General features: G+C 70.3%; 16 protein-coding genes. 11 read left to right on the plus strand and 5 right to left on the minus strand.

Annotated elements, in window-relative coordinates; all coding sequences use genetic code 11:
* Positions 1 to 27: 27 nt before the first annotated feature.
* The 4 genes from DEU36_RS08750 to DEU36_RS08765 all read left to right on the plus strand — a co-directional run bounded on the left by DEU36_RS08750 (position 28) and on the right by DEU36_RS08765 (position 5,277).
* Complete coding sequence (locus tag DEU36_RS08750) at positions 28 to 1,242, plus strand: amidohydrolase (RefSeq protein ID WP_120263810.1); 1,215 nt, start codon at positions 28 to 30, stop codon at positions 1,240 to 1,242.
* Positions 1,239 to 2,213, plus strand: coding sequence for a hypothetical protein (locus tag DEU36_RS08755; protein WP_120263811.1), 975 nt, complete (start codon positions 1,239 to 1,241; stop codon positions 2,211 to 2,213). The genes DEU36_RS08750 and DEU36_RS08755 overlap by 4 nt, the downstream gene beginning before the upstream one ends.
* A gap of 162 nt (positions 2,214 to 2,375) precedes the next feature.
* Positions 2,376 to 3,131, plus strand: a complete 756-nt coding sequence (locus DEU36_RS08760; protein ID WP_120263812.1) for a hypothetical protein — start codon at positions 2,376 to 2,378, stop codon at positions 3,129 to 3,131.
* A gap of 82 nt (positions 3,132 to 3,213) precedes the next feature.
* Positions 3,214 to 5,277: an APC family permease gene (locus DEU36_RS08765; protein WP_120263813.1), complete on the plus strand. Its 2,064-nt coding sequence runs from the start codon at positions 3,214 to 3,216 to the stop codon at positions 5,275 to 5,277.
* A gap of 142 nt (positions 5,278 to 5,419) precedes the next feature.
* On the opposite strand, the gene DEU36_RS08770 is transcribed toward DEU36_RS08765, so the two are convergent.
* Positions 5,420 to 6,361, minus strand: a complete 942-nt coding sequence (locus DEU36_RS08770; RefSeq protein ID WP_120263814.1) for a hypothetical protein — start codon at positions 6,359 to 6,361, stop codon at positions 5,420 to 5,422.
* A gap of 162 nt (positions 6,362 to 6,523) precedes the next feature.
* Here DEU36_RS08770 and DEU36_RS08775 point away from each other — a divergent pair, with 162 nt between their 5' ends.
* Together DEU36_RS08775 and sufU are read left to right on the plus strand one after the other, a co-directional pair.
* The gene (locus tag DEU36_RS08775) at positions 6,524 to 7,852 is read left to right on the plus strand and encodes an aminotransferase class V-fold PLP-dependent enzyme (protein ID WP_120263815.1); all 1,329 of its coding nucleotides are present in this window, start codon (positions 6,524 to 6,526) and stop codon (positions 7,850 to 7,852) included.
* Positions 7,849 to 8,307 (plus strand): Fe-S cluster assembly sulfur transfer protein SufU, encoded by a 459-nt coding sequence (sufU, locus tag DEU36_RS08780; RefSeq protein WP_120263816.1) that lies wholly within the window; start codon positions 7,849 to 7,851, stop codon positions 8,305 to 8,307. The genes DEU36_RS08775 and sufU overlap by 4 nt, the downstream gene beginning before the upstream one ends.
* Before the next feature lie 39 nt (positions 8,308 to 8,346).
* On the opposite strand, the gene DEU36_RS08785 is transcribed toward sufU, so the two are convergent.
* From DEU36_RS08785 to DEU36_RS08800, 4 genes are all read right to left on the minus strand, one after another.
* Positions 8,347 to 9,381, minus strand: a complete 1,035-nt coding sequence (locus tag DEU36_RS08785) for a DUF1266 domain-containing protein (RefSeq protein WP_259455286.1) — start codon at positions 9,379 to 9,381, stop codon at positions 8,347 to 8,349.
* A 4-nt stretch (positions 9,382 to 9,385) separates the two neighbouring features.
* Positions 9,386 to 10,363: an SRPBCC family protein gene (locus DEU36_RS08790; RefSeq protein WP_120263817.1), complete on the minus strand. Its 978-nt coding sequence runs from the start codon at positions 10,361 to 10,363 to the stop codon at positions 9,386 to 9,388.
* 63 nt (positions 10,364 to 10,426) lie between these two features.
* Positions 10,427 to 10,792 carry a helix-turn-helix transcriptional regulator gene (locus DEU36_RS08795; RefSeq protein ID WP_120263818.1) on the minus strand — a complete coding sequence of 122 codons (366 nt, stop codon included), beginning with the start codon at positions 10,790 to 10,792 and terminating at the stop codon, positions 10,427 to 10,429.
* 164 nt (positions 10,793 to 10,956) lie between these two features.
* Positions 10,957 to 11,292, minus strand: coding sequence for a TraR/DksA C4-type zinc finger protein (locus DEU36_RS08800; protein ID WP_103841693.1), 336 nt, complete (start codon positions 11,290 to 11,292; stop codon positions 10,957 to 10,959).
* Between the two features lie 73 nt (positions 11,293 to 11,365).
* On the opposite strand from DEU36_RS08800, the gene DEU36_RS08805 reads away from it, so the two are divergent.
* The 5 genes from DEU36_RS08805 to kdpC all read left to right on the plus strand — a co-directional run bounded on the left by DEU36_RS08805 (position 11,366) and on the right by kdpC (position 16,352).
* On the plus strand, positions 11,366 to 11,581 hold the full coding sequence (locus DEU36_RS08805; protein WP_120263819.1) for a hypothetical protein: 216 nt from the start codon (positions 11,366 to 11,368) through the stop codon (positions 11,579 to 11,581).
* 194 nt (positions 11,582 to 11,775) lie between these two features.
* Entirely contained in the window at positions 11,776 to 11,862 is an 87-nt protein-coding gene (gene kdpF, locus DEU36_RS08810) for a K(+)-transporting ATPase subunit F (RefSeq protein WP_064955215.1), read from the plus strand.
* A 1-nt stretch (position 11,863) separates the two neighbouring features.
* The gene (gene kdpA, locus DEU36_RS08815; protein WP_120263820.1) at positions 11,864 to 13,546 is read left to right on the plus strand and encodes a potassium-transporting ATPase subunit KdpA; all 1,683 of its coding nucleotides are present in this window, start codon (positions 11,864 to 11,866) and stop codon (positions 13,544 to 13,546) included.
* Complete coding sequence (gene kdpB / locus DEU36_RS08820) at positions 13,546 to 15,723, plus strand: potassium-transporting ATPase subunit KdpB (protein ID WP_120263821.1); 2,178 nt, start codon at positions 13,546 to 13,548, stop codon at positions 15,721 to 15,723. The genes kdpA and kdpB overlap by 1 nt, the downstream gene beginning before the upstream one ends.
* Before the next feature lie 20 nt (positions 15,724 to 15,743).
* Entirely contained in the window at positions 15,744 to 16,352 is a 609-nt protein-coding gene (gene kdpC, locus DEU36_RS08825) for a potassium-transporting ATPase subunit KdpC (RefSeq protein WP_120263822.1), read from the plus strand.
* Positions 16,353 to 16,376: the final 24 nt, after the last annotated feature.

The raw sequence follows: 16,376 nt of genomic DNA on the forward strand, positions 1-16,376 counted from the left end.
GCAGGTGCGCTCCCGTAGGCTCGATGTATGGCTTTCGACCTCGACGCCCTGTACACGGACCTCCACCGGCACCCGGAACTGTCGTTCCAGGAGACGCGGACGGCCGCTGTCATCGCGGCCCGGTTGAGCGAGCTCGGCCTCGAGTACGAGGAAGGCATCGGTCGCACCGGTGTCGCCACCGCCATCCTCAACGGCGACGGCCCGGTCGTCTGGCTGCGCGCAGACATGGATGGCCTGCCGGTGCCCGAGCAGACCGGCCTCGAGTACGCCTCGACGGCACGCGGCGTCGACCCCGCCGGCAACGACGTGCCCGTCATGCACGCGTGCGGCCACGACATGCACGTCACCGCGCTCCTCGGCGCCCTCGAACAGCTCATCGCCACGCAGAACGAGTGGTCGGGCACCGTCGTCGCGGTCTTCCAGCCCGCCGAAGAGTACGGTGCCGGCTCGCAGGCGATGATCTCCGACGGCGTGCTCGAGCGCTTCCCGAAGCCCGACATCGTGCTGGGCCAGCACGTCACGCCCCTCCCCGCGGGTGTCATCGGTGTGCGACCCGGCACGCAGATGGCGGCATCCGACGGCCTCAGCGTCGTGCTCCACGGCCGCGGCGGACACGGCTCGCGCCCGCACTCGACGATCGATCCCGTCGTCATGGCGGCGGCGACGGTCATGCGCCTGCAGACGGTGGTCTCGCGCGAGGTCGACCCGCGCGATGTCGCCGTCGTGACGGTCGGCTCGATCCACGCCGGCCTGAAGAACAACATCATCCCCGCCGAGGCGAAGCTCGAGCTCAGCCTGCGATACCCCGACGACGCCGCGCGCGAGCGCGTGATGGCGAAGGTGGAGCGCATCGTCCGTGCCGAAGCGGTGGCGTCGGGAGCGGAGACCGAGCCCACCATCACCGTCGACCACACCCTGCCCCCGACGATCAACGACCACACGGCGACAGCCCGCCTGAGCGCCGCGTTCGAGCGCGCCTTCGGCGAGGGGAGCGTCGTCGACCCGGGCATGTTCACCGGCAGCGAGGACGTCTCGTGGTTCGCGCGCGAGGCCGGCGTTCCCCTCGTGTTCTGGTTCTGGGGCGGCGTCGACCCGCAGAAGTTCGCGGATGCCGTCGCGGCGGGGACCGTCGAGCGCGACATCCCCACAAACCACTCCCCGTTCTTCGCGCCGGTCATGCACCCCACGATCGAGCGCGGTGTCGAGAACCTCGTCGTGGCAGCCAAGGAGTTCCTCGCATGAGCGACCCCAACGACCCGTTCGCCGATTTCGAGCCGTACGAGCCCCCGGAAAAGCCCGGGCGCGCGAAGCGCGAGAAGACGCCGCGCGAGCCTCGTGATAAGGCGCCTCGCGAGCAGCGCGAGCCTCGCGAGAAGAAGCCCCGCGCGTCGCGTGAGCCCGGACCCAAGCGCGAGAAGGCGTCGGGGATGCCGCCGGTCATGGCGGGCTGGCCCGACGAGCCCCTCGCGCCGCGTCTGGCCGATCAGAACGACGACGGAGGCGGCGGCGACCGCCGTCTGCTCGTCATCCTCTCGAGCATCGCGGGGCTGCTGGTCGTCGCGGTCGTCGTGGTCTTCGTGATCTACCTGACGCAGCAGTCGCAGCGCCAGGAGCCCGCGGCCGATCCGGTGCCGACCGCTCCGGCGACGCAGTCGATTCCGCAGCCGTCGGACACCCCGGTGCCATCGGAGAGCCCGAGCGCCCCCGCGGCGACGTCGGGCGTCGCGGTGACCGCCGACGGGTTCACGATCGCCGACGCGAGCGGTTCGACCGTCTTCACCCACGCATGGGCGGATGACGCGGCTCCCGCCGTGGCTGCCCTCACCGAGCTCTTCGGTGCCGCGCCGACCGAGGACTTCCAGAACGGCGACGCCGAGAACTACGCGTACAAGATCTACGCCTGGGAGGGCTTCCGCCTGTACGACGTCTTCCTGAGCGAGGGCAACCGTCCGCGTGCCGAGGTGCCCGCACCGACGTTCATCTCGTACGACTCCGACATCGACGTCCCGGTGACCGACGACTTCGGCGTCGAGCTCGACATGTCGGCCGACGAGGTCGCCGCGCTCGGTCCCGACTCCGGGCAGGGCGGGTCGTTCGTGTTCGGCTCGGACCGCAACACGTTCTACCAGGACGGTCAGCGCCGCTTCGGGGCAGCCGTCACGGTCGAGGGCAGCAAGGTCACCGTCACCTACACCTTCCGCGCCGGTCGCTGATCCGGAGCCCCGGCGCCGGGGTGGCGGGGCCCCGGATGCAAGGGTTCGTCACCGACACGCCGCGGCGCGGCATCCGCACGCGGCGCGTTGTGACCGATTCGTTGCATCCGCGTACCGACCCGGGATGCCGGCGGCGGTGACTGCCCTGCCAGGATGGCGAGTATGACCACAGCGACATCGCGGCGGCCCCTCATCGTGCTCTCGATCGTGGCGGGGGCGCTGCTGGTCGTGGCGGCGGTGGTCGTGTTCCTGCTCACGCAGCGCGATGGCGCGCCCGCGGCGGCGCCGTCGTCACCGGCTCCGACCAGCGCGACACCGGCGCCTACCCCAACACCCACGCCGACAACGACGCCGACAGATGCCGCTCCCCTCGCGGCCGAGATCGTCATGGCGGCGACAGGTTTCACGATCGTCGCCGACGACGGGTCGACGCTGCTCGAGTTCCGCTGGCGCGATGAGGTCGGGCCCGCCGTCGCCGCTCTGACCGAGGCGTTCGGAATGGAGCCCGGGCTCGGCGTTTACCCGGGTGATGGGAATCACTTTCCCGACTACACGATCTACGACTGGGCCGGATTCACCCTGTACGACATGATCTTCGTCGACGGCAACAAGCCGCGAGATGAATACAGCATCCCGACGTGGGTGAGCATCCGGGCGAACGAAGTACAGACAGTGCCCATAACGTCTGAGTTCGGGCTCGCCATCGGCTCGCCGGCAGATGCGGTGCGCTCGAACGGTCCCGATGACGAATGGCCGATGCCCGAGCACGGCGAACTGCGCTTCGTCTTCGATATCGACCGGACTGATGTCCTCTCGCCCGAGGGCACCGTGCAGGACCTTTCGTACAGCGTGTTCGCGGACACGGCTGAAGGCCTCGGCCTCGTCGACATCCTGTATCGCCCCTACAGCGGGCTCTGATCTCGAAGCGGATGCGGCGGTTCGGCAACACTCTGGTGACGCTCGGCGCGGCGAGATTGCGCAGGATGCCGCGCCAGGCGTAATGTCGCCCGCCGTGACCACTGACAGTCGCGAGCCGGGCGAGGATTCGACGCCCATCGCCAAGCGCATCCTCATCGGCGATCCGCTCGACTCCGAGAAGCTCGACGAGCAGCTCCTGCCCAAGCGCCGGGCGCTGCCGATCTTCGCCTCAGACGCCCTGTCGTCGGTCGCCTACGCGCCGCAGGAACTGCTGATGATCCTGGCGATCGGCGGCACGGCGATGCTCGCTTTCAGCCCGTGGGTCGCGCTCGCGGTCGTGGCCCTGCTCGTCGTCGTCGTCCTCAGCTACCGGCAGCTGATCAAGGCCTACCCCTCGGGCGGCGGCGACTACGAGGTCGCACGCACGAACCTCGGCGAGAAGGCGGGCGTCGTCGTCGCGGCCGCGCTGCTGGTCGACTACATCCTGACGGTGGCGGTGTCAGTAGCCTCCGGTGTCGACAACATCATCTCGGCGCTGCCCGGGCTCGCGCCGTGGCGGGTCGAGTTGGCGGTCGGCTTCGTCGTCCTCATCATCATCGTCAACCTCCGCGGCGTGCGTGAGGCCTCGTCGGCGTTCGCCGTGCCGACCTACATCTTCATCGGTTCGGTCGGCGTCATGGTGGCGACGGGACTCATCCGCACGTTCCTCGGCGATGCGCCCGTGGCGTCGAGCGCGCAGTTCGCGATGGAAGCCGAGAGCCTCAGCCAGGTCGCGCTCATCCTGCTGATCCTGCGGGCGTTCTCGAGCGGCTGCTCGGCGCTGACCGGCGTCGAAGCGGTGTCGAACGGCGTGCCGGCCTTCCGCGCCCCGAAGGTCGAGAACGCGCAGAAGACCCTCGTCATGATGGGCACGATCGCCATCCTGCTGTTCTCGGGGCTGACGGCACTCGGCCTCATCACCGGCGTGCACTACGCCGAGGATCCGTGCGCCCTCGTCGGCTTCGATTGCGTCAACCAGCCGCAGCCGAGTCTCATGGCGCAGATCGCCGCCGCGACGTTCGGCATGGGCTCGATCCCGTTCTTCATCATCCAGGCCGCGACCGCGTGCGTGCTGCTGCTGGCCGCGAACACCGCGTTCAACGGGTTCCCGCTGCTGGGGGCGGTGCTGGCCCGCGACGGATACGCGCCGAAGTCGCTCAACACCCGCGGCGACCGTCTCGTCTTCTCCAACGGCATGATCATCCTGGGGCTCGCCGCGATCCTCGTGCTCGTGGTCTTCCAGGCCGACCTGACGACGCTCATCCAGCTGTACATCATCGGCGTGTTCGTCTCGTTCTCGCTGGGCCAGGTCGGCATGGTCAAGCACTGGAGGCGCGAGCTGCGGCTGCTGCATCCGACTGCCACCGCCGACCGCGCGGAGGCCCGACGCGGTCTCGTGATCAACGGAATCGGAGCGACCTTCACCGTGGCGGTCCTCCTGATCGTCACGGTGACGAAGTTCACCCACGGCGCGTGGCTCGTGTTCATCGCCATCCCGATCCTGGCTTTCCTCATGGTCGGCGTGAGCCGCTACTACCGCGACGTCGAGCACGAGATCGCGATGGACGACGACGTGCACTTCGGGTCGACGGGGGACGTCGCCCTCGTCCTGGTGAACCGCCTGCAGAAGCCGGTCGCGAAGGCCATCGATTACGCCCTGTCGGCCAAGCACGACAAGACGATCGCCGTGCACGTGGCGGTGTCGAAGGAGTCCGCGCAGGACGTGCAGACCGAGTGGGAGGTGCACGGGGTGCCGGTTCCGCTCGTCATCATCGAGTCGCCGTACCGCCAGTACGCGGCTCCGCTCGCCGCCTTCATCCGCAAATACCGTGAGAAGCACGGCTCGGCGGTCGTGACGGTCTACCTGCCGCAGTACATCGTCGGACACTGGTGGGAGACCTTCCTGCACAACCGACGCGCACGCCGCATCGCGCAGCAGCTGATGATGGTGCACGGCGTGCAGATCACCCTTGTGCCCTGGTTGCTCGATTCGTCGGAGATCGTCTACGGTCGGCGCTCGCGCCCCATGCCCGGCGATGACCGCGCGGGCCGCGCCTCCGCGACCTACGGCCTCGTGGCCCACACTGATTCGCCCGACGAGCGCTGAGCCCGCGCCCGCGCCCGCGCCGGGCGTCCGCGGGCCGGGTCGATGCGAGAACGTACCCTCGCCGCGACACCGCACCCTCCACGGTGCCCTCTCGAGCGAACGGTAGGCTCTCGCGCGCTGCGTGCCTGGTGCCGGGCGTCCGTCAGGCGTCGAGAAGGAGACGTTCGCGGTGGGCGAGGAGGGCGGCGGTGCGCGTCTCGACGGCATCCGCCCGCTGGGCGAGGTAGTCGCCGAGGCCATCGAGACGCAGGCGAAGATCGGATGCCGCGGCCTGCGCGTCGGCGATGCGCTGGCGCACCATGAAGTCCGCGATCACGTTGTCGAACAGCACGTCGAAGACGGCGAGCGACTCCGAGATCTGCACGCCCGCGAGGGGCGGCGCGTCGATGTCGGCGAGTTCGGTCGCCAGAGTCTCGAGCGCCCGGTTCACGACCGTGAAGGCGCGGGCGGACCGTCCGATGCGGTCGTGCTTCATCCAGTCGGCGACCATGCCGCCGCCGAAGAAGGTGTCATAGGTCGACCAGCCTCCCGCGGAGTCGAGGGCCTGCTGTGCAGCGCCGAGAGCCTCCTGGGCCCGCTCGAGCGCCGACCGCGCCTCGGCGATCTCCCGTGCCTCGGCGCTGAGCACGCCGGCCTCGGAGTCGAGCCGCGTGAGCTCGGCCGCGGCATCCGGATCGGCGGCCCGCAGTTCGTGCTCGCGCCGGGCGAGGGCGGCCGCGTAGGCGGCATCCACGTCGCCGAGCGCGGCGATCTCGTCCTCGATCCGGGCCAGGTCGACCCGGGCGTGCGCGAGCCGCTCGGTCGCGCCGTCGACGGCATGCTCGGCCGCCTGCTGCTCCGCCCGCTCGACCGCAAGCTTGTCGTCGATGTCGCCGCGGAGGAGACCCCACACCTGCGCCGGCGAGAAGCGCTCGAGACGGCGCACGTCGGCGGTCTCGACCCGCAGCTTCTGCTGCAGCTCGGCGAGGTCGCGCTCGCGCTGCGCGACGAGGCCGCGGGCGGCGTCGGCGTGCGCGGTCAGCTGGTCGCGCCGCGCGCGGTCACGCGCCGCATCGTGCAGTTCACCGGAAGTCGTGTCACTCATACCCCTCATCGTGCCAGCGCGCCGCGCTCGTCCGCAGCGAGCGCGTACCGGTGCCGCGAGCGCGTACCCCACACGGTGCGTTCTCGCGGCGGGGGTACGTTCTCGCCGATCCAGCTCGACCCGGCCCGAGCTCGCGTCGGCGGGCGGGCGTAGCCTAGAGGGGTGAGCTCTCCCGCCGTTCCCGCCGCTTCGCCGCGCGTCAGCCCGCTCGACGCGGTGTCGCTGCGCGCCGACTTCCCGATCCTGTCGGAGCACGTCAACGGGCACCGGCTCGTGTACCTCGACTCCGCCGCGACGAGTCAGAAGCCCACCGCGGTCCTCGATGCCGAACGCGACTTCCTCACGCACGCCAACTCCGCCGTCCACCGCGGCGCGCACACTCTCGCGGCCGAAGCGACCGATCTGTTCGAAGATGCCCGCGCCACGGTCGCCGGCTTCGTCGGGGCGCAGCCCGAGCAGCTCGTCTGGACCAGCGGCGCGACCGCGGGCCTCAACCTCGTCGCCTACGCGATCGGCAACGCCACGCTCGGCCGGGGCGCACCCGCATCAGCGCCCTACGCGCTTTCCCCGGGCGACGAGATCGTCACGACGGCGATCGAGCACCACGCCAACCTCATCCCCTGGCAGGAGCTCGCCGCCCGCACGGGAGCCGTGCTGCGCCACATCCCCGCACAGGCCGACGGCACGCTCGACCTGGATGCCGCGGCATCCATCATCGGCGAACGCACCCGGATCGTCGCCTTCACGCACGTCTCGAATGTGCTCGGCATCGTCAATCCGGTCGCCGAGATCGTGGCCCTCGCGCAGGCGGTCGGCGCCATGACGGTGCTCGATGCCTGCCAGTCGGCGCCGCACCTGCCGCTCGACCTTCCCGCGCTCGGCATCGATCTCGCCGTCTTCAGCGGCCACAAGATGCTCGGCCCCTATGCGATCGGCGGGCTGTACGGCCGCGCCGAGGTGCTCGACGCACTGCCGCCGTTCCTCACCGGCGGGTCGATGATCACCACCGTCACGCTCGACCACGCCGAGTACCTGCCGGCTCCGCAGAAGTTCGAGGCCGGAACGCAGGCCGTCGGACCCGCCATCGGTCTCGCCGCCGCCGTCCGCTACCTGCAGGATGTCGGGCCCGCGAACATCCACGCGCACGAGGTCGCGCTGGCCGAGCGCATGGGCGCGGGGCTGCGCGAGATCCCCGGCATCCGCCTGCTCGGCGATGCGCCGGGCACCGACCGCGTCGGCCTGTGGTCGTTCGACGTCGCCGGTGTGCACGCGCACGACGCGGGCCAGTTCCTCGACGCCCAGGGCATCGCCGTGCGGGTCGGACACCACTGCGCCGCGCCGCTGCACCGGCAGTTCGGGATGACGGCATCCGTCCGCGCCTCGACGGCGCTGTACAACACCGAAGACGACGTCGACCTGTTCCTCGACGCGGTGCGCGGCATCCGCGGCTTCTTCGGCGTCACCGACGAGGCCGAAGGGGCACACGCATGACCGGGCTCGACTCGCTGTACCAGGAGCTCATCCTCGATCACTCGAAGCACCCGGTCGGCAACCCGCTTCACGACGTCGGCGACGCGGCGCATGCCGACTCGCACCAGAAGAACCCCGTCTGCGGCGACGAGATCACGCTGCGCGTCGCCGTCGACGGCGACCGCATCACCGAGGTCTCGTGGGAGGGCACCGGCTGCTCGATCTCGCAGGCCTCGGCCTCGATGCTGGCCTCGCTGGTCGAAGAGGAGATCGAAGGCGACGGGATGACGCGGGCCGACGCGGTCGCGCTCATCGAGCGCTTCCGCGAGGCGCTGCGCTCGCGCGGCACCATTCCCCTCGACGAGGAGACCTTCGGCGACGCCGCGGCGCTGTCGGGCGTCTCGAAGTTCTCGGCTCGCGTCAAGTGCGCGATGCTCGCCTGGGTCGCGCTCGAAGACGGACTCGGCCGCGCCTGAACCGCGTCGCGGCCGGTCAGGCCGACGGCCAGGCACCGTTCAGGCCGACGGCCAGGCGACGGATGCCGCGGGCCAGTCCGACCGCTGCAGCTCGGCGAGCGTCTCGCGCTGGCGCTGCACCGACTCGAGCGAGTCCGTGCGGAACGCCGTGGCGACGACGACCTCGCGCCAGTACTCGTCGCGATGGCGGTACGTGGTGAAGGCCCGGCTCGCCAACGGCTCGAGCAGTGACCACGCCTCGTCGGCCGTCAGGTAGCCGGCGACGTACGCGTAGCGGACACCGCCGATCGCGCGCTCGATGTCGGCGGCGAGCAGCAGTCGCGGCGGGCGAGCGTCGTCGCCACGGGCGAGGTCGTGGATGTCGAAGACCGGCAGATCGGTGAGGGCCGCGATGCGCGACATCATGTGCTCCGCGGCATCGCTCTGCGCGACTTCGGCGAACCGTGTCGAGAGCACGCCCCGCGCGAGCGTGTCAGCCACCAGCAGCTCGGCGTCGGAGCGCGAGACGATCTTGAACTGCTCGTCGAGTGCTGCACGAAGCTGCTGCATGCCCGGCAGCGGAAGCGCGAACCACGGTGATCCGTCGGCGCCGTCGCGGTGCTTCGAGCGCAGATCCTGCGGCAGCTCGGCGAAGGTCGGCGTGAACGCGAGCGACGAGTTCCAGCCGCGCATCGCGAAGTCGCTTGCGGCGTCGAGGGCGAGGATCTGCTGCTGTCGCGGCGTGAGCGGGCTCCGCGCCGCGAGGGCGAGGTACTGCCGCTGCGCATCTCGCGGAGCGCGGGCGTCGCGCGCGGCGAGGACGATCGACGCCACGAGCAGGCCCGCGCACATCCCCAGGAAAAGACCGAACAGGTTGTTCCCGAAATCCTCGCTGCCCACCAACACGTATGACAGCACCAAGCCCAGGATGCCGATCGGCACCGCGATCGCCGTCACGGGCAGGGCTCGCTTGCCCATGGCTTTGGGGTCGGCCTTGCGCCGCGCGTCCAGCATCCGCGTGTACCGCCGCCGCGGGCGGACGGGGAACTCCACGTCGCCGGGATGATTCTGCAGGGCGATCACGGGTTCGGTCACCCCATCATTTTGTCAGTACCTCCGTCTCGAGACGGGCGTACGAGTCCTCCATGCCGTCGGCCATGCCGGTAGCGAGAATCATGTCGCGCGTCTCCTTGTCGGGGTACTCGACGAGGAGCGTGAGGAGGGTGGCGCCGTCTTCTTCGTACAGCTGCAGATCGTTGATCGTGCCGGGGCCGTCGGCTCCCGACATCCGCTCGGTCGTGACCTCGCGCCGGGGCGCGTCGAGCTGCAGCAGTTCGCCCTCGAATCCGAACGCCGTCTCGGGAGCGCCGTCCTGCTCCCACGCGTAGCGGTAGGTGCTGCCGACATCCGTGGCGGGTTCGGCGACCGTCATGGTCCAGCCGTCGGGACCCAGCATCCACTTCTTCAGCAGCTCGGTCTCGTGATGCGCACGCCACACGAGCTCGCGCGGACCGTCGATGAAGCGCGTGATGCGCACGTGGGTGTCGTCGAGCAGCTCGACGCGGGTGCCCTGGCCCTGCGCGAAAGCGCGGAGGTCTTGCACGACAGCGTCGAGCTGTCCCATCGCGAGGCGCGAGCCCTCGATCGCGCCCATGGCGATGACCTGCTCGAGGCCCTCGGCCGAGGTGAAGTAGGTGACGTTCGTCAGCCGCGAGCCCGTGTCGGTCGCATCGAAGGAGAACACCATCCGCATCGCCGGGAACTGCTCCATCGGCTCGCCGTTCTCATCGGCGAAGGCGTCGAGGACCTCGAAGCTGCGGCCCTCGTCGATGGCGATGAACTCCCAGGTGCCCCGAGACTTCTCGCCCTGTGGGCTCGACATGGCGTACTGCGCGCGTCCGCCCGGGGTGAAGTCGAACCGCGTGAACGTCGCGGGCCAGCCGGGAGGGCCCCAGAAGCGCTCGAGCTGCGCGGGCTGCGTGAACGCGCGCCAGAGGCGGTCGACGGGCGCGGCGACATCCGCCACGAGCGTCATCGTGAGGTTGTCGGCATCGGTGGTGATGTCGGTGACGGGCATCGGATTCTCCTTCGAACAGATGGTGCGCGTGCGGTGTGGTGCGGTTCTGTGGGTTTGCGGGGGTCAGTCTTCGGGCTCGGCGAGCAGCGCGTCGAGGCGGTCGACGCGGGCCCGCCAGAGGTCTTCGTAGCGGGCGAGGAGCGCACGGGCGCGGGCGATCATGGCGGGGTCGGCGCGCACGAGCCGCTCGCGCCCCTCGGCTCGCTTGACGATGAGGCCGGCGGTCTCGAGCACGCCGACGTGCTTCTGCACCGCGGCGAACGACATGTCGTAGTCGGCCGCGAGCGCCGACACCGACTGCTCGTGCTCGATCGTCCGGCGGAGGATGTCGCGACGCGTCGCCGTCGCGAGCGCGTGGAAGAGGCGGTCGATGTCGTCATCGCTCAGCTCGCTCCGCTCACTCGGCCGGGGTTCGTTTCGTGCAACCATTTGGTTGTACGTTAGGGCTCGGGTCGGTCGGTGTCAATGCCCTCGGCGGAACGAACTTCGGAGATCGGCGCGAAAGTCGGACCAGGATGCCGCATCCGTCCGAATCTCGCGTGATTCTCCGAAGTTCGCTCGGACGCGGGCGGCGCGGGCACCTACCCGCGCGGCTAGCGCGAAGCGCACGCGACGCACATCGTCGCGTGGGGCCGGACCTCGAGGCGCTCGACCGGGATGTCGCGGCCGCAGCTCGCGCACACCCCGTATGTTCCGGCGGCGACGCGGGCGAGCGAGGCTTCGACCTCGGCGAGCTCGGCCCGCGCCGCGCGGCGCAGGGCCTCGACCCGCTGCCACTCCCCCGACAGCGTCGAGCCCTCGGGGTCGTGCTCGTCATCGGCTGTCGCGTCGGCACGGTCGTGACGGAGGCTGTCGTCGTCGGCATCCAGCCGGTCGAGCTGCACGGTGAGCTCGCGCTTACGCTCGTGCAGTCGCGCTTCCGGGTCCATCCCGCGACCCTACGTCAAGCCGGTGACATCGACGGCCGGATCGGCGCACGCTGGGGGCGGAAGGGAGTACGACATGACCGATCACCACGACAACGAGGCTGAGCACGCCGACGAGGGCGCCGAGCACGCACCCGACGAGACGCCTTCGACGGAGGAGCTCGAAGAGCCCAGCGTCGCGAAGGAGCCGGGCGAAGAGCCCAAGGCTCCCGAGAAGAAGGACGAGGAGCCGAGCCACCACGCCGTCGGCATCGGGGTCATCGACGACGAGTCCTCGCCCCTCGCGCCCTGATCCCTGGAATCCCGCACGACCGTGAGGGCGGCGTGAGGAGCGGGCGCGAGGCCGTATGGATTCCGTGAGGACAGCGGGTGTGGCATCCGGCGGGGTGTTGCATCGGATCTCGTGCTCGACCTCATCTATCTCGCCGCGATCCTCGCGCTCTTCTCCGTCGCCGGCCTCATCGCCCGGGGGGTCGAGAAGCTGTGATGGTCTTCTCGCTCCTCGCGGCGGTGCTGGCCGTCGCCGCCATCGTCTACCTCGTCGTCGCCCTCGTGCGGCCCGAACGGTTCTGACGTGGATGCCGCGCAGATCGGGTTCGCGTCGCTGCAGATCGCGACCCTCGTCCTCATCCTCGTCCTGCTGTACCGGCCCGTCGGCGACTACATCGCCCACGTCTACACATCGCCGCGCGACCTCGCCGTCGAACGGGGCGTCTACCGCCTGATCGGCGTCGACCCGCGCACCGAGCAGACCTGGCAGGCCTACGCCCGGGGCGTGCTGCTGTTCTCCCTGGTCGGCGTCGTGGTCGTATACGGGCTACAGCGGATCCAGCCGCTTCTGCCGTTCAGCCTCGGCCTGCCCGCGCCGAGCGAGCACCTCGCGTTCAACACCGCCATCTCGTTCGTGTCCAACACCAACTGGCAGTCGTACTCGCCCGAGGCGACGCTCGGCTACACCGTGCAGTTCGCGGGTCTCGCCGTGCAGAACTTCGTCTCGGCGGCGGTCGGGATCGCCGTCGCCATCGCCCTCGTCCGTGGCTTCGCCTACCGCCGCTCCGGCACGATCGGCAACTTCTGGGTCGACCTCGTGCGCGGGCTCGGCCGCATCCTCCTCCCGATGGCGATCGTCGCGGCCGTCGTGCTGCTCGCGGGCGGCGTCATCCAGAACTTCGCCGGATTCACCGACGTGCAGACCGTCGCCGGCGGAGCGCAGTCGATCCCCGGCGGGCCGGTCGCGAGCCAGGAGGCCATCAAGCTGCTCGGCACGAACGGCGGCGGGTTCTTCAACGCGAACTCCGCCCACCCGTTCGAGAACCCGACGCCGTGGACCAACCTGTTCGAGATCCTGCTGCTCCTCGTCATCCCGTTCGCCATGCCTCGCGCCTTCGGCCGGATCGTCGGCGACGATCGCCAGGGCTACGCGATCGTCGCGGTCATGGGCGGGATCTTCCTCACCTCGATCGCCCTCGGCTCGTGGGCCGAGGCGTCCGGCGGCGGCGCCGCGGCCCAGCTCGCGGGCGCCGCGATGGAGGGCAAGGAGACCCGGTTCGGCGTCGCCGCGTCGGCCCTGTTCGGCGGCGCTTCCACGCTCACCTCGACCGGCGCGGTCAACGCGATGCACGACAGCTTCACGCCACTCGGCGGCATGATGCCGATGCTCAACATGATGCTCGGCGAGATCGCGCCCGGCGGCGTCGGTTCGGGGCTGTACGGGATGCTGGTGCTCGCGATCCTCGCGGTGTTCGTCGGCGGCCTGCTGATCGGACGCACGCCCGAATACCTCGGCAAGAAGATCGGGCCCCGCGAGATCAAGCTCGCGAGTCTGTACATCCTCGTGACGCCGACGCTCGTGCTCGCCGGCACCGCGCTGAGCTTCGCCATCCCGGCCGTCCGCGCCGACGTCGAGGGCACCTCGATCTGGAACCCGGGCGTCCACGGCCTGAGCGAAGTCCTCTACGCGTTCACCTCTGCGGCGAACAACAACGGGTCTGCCTTCGCCGGCCTCACCGCCAACACCCCGTGGCTCAACACGGCGCTCGGCGTCGCGATGCTGCTCGGCCGGTTCATCCCGATCGTGCTCGTGCTCGCCCTCGCCGGATCGCTCGCCGCTCAAGACACCGTGCCGTCGAGCGCCGGCACCCTGCCGACGCACCGTCTGCAGTTCGCGGGCCTGCTCGCCGGCGTCGTCGTCATCATCACCGCGCTCACCTACTTCCCGGTCCTCACCCTGGGCCCCCTCGCCGAAGGACTCTCCTGATGTCTGCCCCTCTGACCGAAACCCGGCCCTCATCCGGCCCGTCGTCTGCGGACCCGGACGCCAGTCCGGCACCGCGCCGGCGCAGCGCCTTCAGCCTCGCGCAGGTCGGCGCCGCCCTCCCCGGCGCCCTCCGCAAGCTCAACCCCGCCGCGCAATGGCGGAACCCCGTGATGTTCCTCGTCTGGATCGGCGCGGCCCTCACCACGGCGATCGCGATCGCGGAGCCGTTCCTCGGCGGCCCCGAGACCTCGGGCGGCACGGCGGTTCCGGCCGGGTTCACGTGGGGCATCGCGGTCTGGCTGTGGCTCACGGTGTTCTTCGCGAACGTGGCGGAGTCGGTCGCCGAGGGCCGCGGCAAGGCGCAGGCACAGGCGCTGCGCAAGACGCGGACGACCACGACCGCGCGCCGGGTCGTCTCGTACGACGAGCGGACGGATGCCGCAGCCCGCGGCGCCGCGACCGAGGAAGTGCCCTCGGCCGACCTCCGGCTCGCAGATGTCGTCCTCGTCGAAGCGGGCGAGCTCATCCCGGGCGACGGAGACATCGTCGACGGGATCGCAACGGTCGACGAATCGGCGATCACGGGCGAGTCTGCTCCCGTCGTCCGGGAGTCCGGCGGCGACCGCAGCGCCGTCACGGGCGGCACCCGGGTGCTCTCCGACCGCATCGTCGTGAGGATCACGTCGAAGCCCGGCGAGACGTTCGTCGACCGCATGATCGCCCTCGTCGAGGGCGCTGCGCGGCAGCGCACACCAAACGAGATCGCCCTCAACATCCTGCTCGCGAGCCTGTCGATCGTCTTCGTCGTGGTCGTGCTGGCGATGAATCCGATCGCGTCGTACAGCGCCTCCCCCGTCAGCATCCCGGTGCTCGTCGCACTGCTGGTCTGCCTGATCCCCACCACGATCGGCGCGCTGCTGTCGGCCATCGGCATCGCGGGCATGGACCGCCTCGTGCAGCGGAACGTCCTGGCGATGTCGGGTCGTGCCGTCGAGGCGGCCGGCGATGTGACGACCCTGCTGCTCGACAAGACCGGCACGATCACCTACGGCAACCGGCGCGCGTCGGAGTTCGTCGCGATGACCGGCGTCGACGCGACCGACCTCGCCCGCGCGGCATCCCTCTCGTCGCTATCCGACCCGACGCCCGAGGGCACCTCGGTCGTCGAGCTCGCGGCCTCGCAGCATGTCGTCGCCGAGCTCCCTCGCGACGCCGTCGCGGTGGCCTTCACGGCACAAACGCGCATGAGCGGCGTCGACCTGCCCGACGGCACGCAGGTGCGCAAGGGCGCGTCGGGGTCGGTGCTCGCCTGGCTCGACGCGTCGGCGCGACCGGTCTCAACCGAGGCCCGCGCAGAGCTGCTGCACCACGCCGACGCGATCGCGCAGTCCGGCGGCACACCGCTGGCCGTCGCGACCCTCGACGCGTCGGGAACCGGAACCCTGCTCGGCGTCATCCACCTGAAGGATGTCGTCAAGGACGGGCTGCGCGACCGCTTCGAGGAGCTGCGCTCGATGGGCATCCGCACCGTCATGATCACGGGCGACAACCCGCTGACCGCTGCCGCGATCGCGAGAGAGGCGGGTGTCGACGACTTCCTCGCCGAGGCGACACCCGAAGACAAGCTCGCCCTGATCCGCAAGGAGCAGGAGGGCGGCCACCTCGTCGCGATGACCGGTGACGGCACGAACGACGCTCCGGCTCTGGCGCAGGCCGACGTCGGCGTGGCGATGAACACGGGCACGTCGGCGGCGAAGGAGGCCGGCAACATGGTCGACCTCGACTCGGATCCGACCAAGCTCATCGACATCGTCCGCATCGGAAAGCAGCTGCTCATCACGCGCGGGGCGCTCACGACGTTCTCGCTCGCGAACGACATCGCCAAGTACTTCGCGATCATCCCCGCGATGTTCATGGGGGTGTTCCCGGGACTCGCCGCACTCAACATCATGCAGCTGTCGTCGCCGGCATCCGCCGTCACGAGCGCGATCGTCTTCAACGCGATCGTCATCATCGTGCTCATCCCGCTCGCGCTGCGGGGAGTGGCCTACCGCGCGGCGAGCGCCTCGTCGATCCTGAGCCGCAATCTCGTCGTGTACGGGCTCGGCGGCGTCATCGCACCGTTCGTCGGCATCAAGCTGATCGACCTCGTCGTCAGCCTCATCCCGGGCTTCTGAGCCCCGTCTGGAGACCTGTCATGTCCACCGCTCGCGCCTCGCTGCGCACCTCCGCCGTCGCCGTCCGCGCGATGATCGTTCTCACCCTCGTGCTCGGAGTCGGGTACACCCTGCTCATCTCGCTGATCGGTCTCGCGCTGCCGGCGCAGGCGAACGGGTCGCTGCTGCGCGAAACCGAGGGCCAGGTCGTCGGCTCGTCGCTCATCGGCCAGTCGTTCGCGGATGCCGACGGCGAGGCGCTGCCGCAGTACTTCCAGCCACGCCCCTCGGCGGCCGGCGACGGCTACGACGCGGCGGCGTCGAGCGGATCGAACCTCGGCCCGAACAACGCCGACCTCGTCGCCGCGGTCGAGGAGCGGCGGGCGACGATCGCCGACCGCGAGGGCGTCGACGTCGCCGACGTCCCCGCGGATGCCGTCACCGCGTCGGCCTCGGGCCTCGACCCGCACATCTCGCCGGCATACGCCGAGCTGCAGGTCGCACGGGTCGCGGCCGAGCGCGGGCTCTCGGCGGCGGAGGTGCGCGACCTCGTCGCCGCGCACACGACGGCCCGCGACCTGGGGTTCCTGGGCGAGCCGCGAGTGAATGTCGTCGAACTGAACCTGGCGCTGGACGGTGTCGCACGGTGACGGCATCCGATCCCGAGGGCGGGC

Origin of the sequence: Microbacterium sp. AG238, assembly GCF_003610405.1 — a bacterium.
GTDB lineage: Bacteria > Actinomycetota > Actinomycetes > Actinomycetales > Microbacteriaceae > Microbacterium.

Bases quoted from the DNA above. Each gene is read 5' to 3' on its own strand.
- kdpB (WP_120263821.1), top strand. From the start codon at position 13,546: ATGTCTGCCCCTCTGACCGAAACCCGGCCCTCATCCGGCCCGTCGTCT.
- DEU36_RS08795 (WP_120263818.1), bottom strand. From the start codon at position 10,792: ATGGTTGCACGAAACGAACCCCGGCCGAGTGAGCGGAGCGAGCTGAGC.
- DEU36_RS08750 (WP_120263810.1), top strand. From the start codon at position 28: ATGGCTTTCGACCTCGACGCCCTGTACACGGACCTCCACCGGCACCCG.
- kdpC (WP_120263822.1), top strand. From the start codon at position 15,744: ATGTCCACCGCTCGCGCCTCGCTGCGCACCTCCGCCGTCGCCGTCCGC.
- DEU36_RS08800 (WP_103841693.1), bottom strand. From the start codon at position 11,292: ATGGACCCGGAAGCGCGACTGCACGAGCGTAAGCGCGAGCTCACCGTG.
- DEU36_RS08770 (WP_120263814.1), bottom strand. From the start codon at position 6,361: ATGAGTGACACGACTTCCGGTGAACTGCACGATGCGGCGCGTGACCGC.
- DEU36_RS08790 (WP_120263817.1), bottom strand. From the start codon at position 10,363: ATGCCCGTCACCGACATCACCACCGATGCCGACAACCTCACGATGACG.
- DEU36_RS08765 (WP_120263813.1), top strand. From the start codon at position 3,214: ATGTCGCCCGCCGTGACCACTGACAGTCGCGAGCCGGGCGAGGATTCG.
- DEU36_RS08755 (WP_120263811.1), top strand. From the start codon at position 1,239: ATGAGCGACCCCAACGACCCGTTCGCCGATTTCGAGCCGTACGAGCCC.
- DEU36_RS08760 (WP_120263812.1), top strand. From the start codon at position 2,376: ATGACCACAGCGACATCGCGGCGGCCCCTCATCGTGCTCTCGATCGTG.
- sufU (WP_120263816.1), top strand. From the start codon at position 7,849: ATGACCGGGCTCGACTCGCTGTACCAGGAGCTCATCCTCGATCACTCG.
- kdpF (WP_064955215.1), top strand. From the start codon at position 11,776: ATGGTCTTCTCGCTCCTCGCGGCGGTGCTGGCCGTCGCCGCCATCGTC.
- DEU36_RS08805 (WP_120263819.1), top strand. From the start codon at position 11,366: ATGACCGATCACCACGACAACGAGGCTGAGCACGCCGACGAGGGCGCC.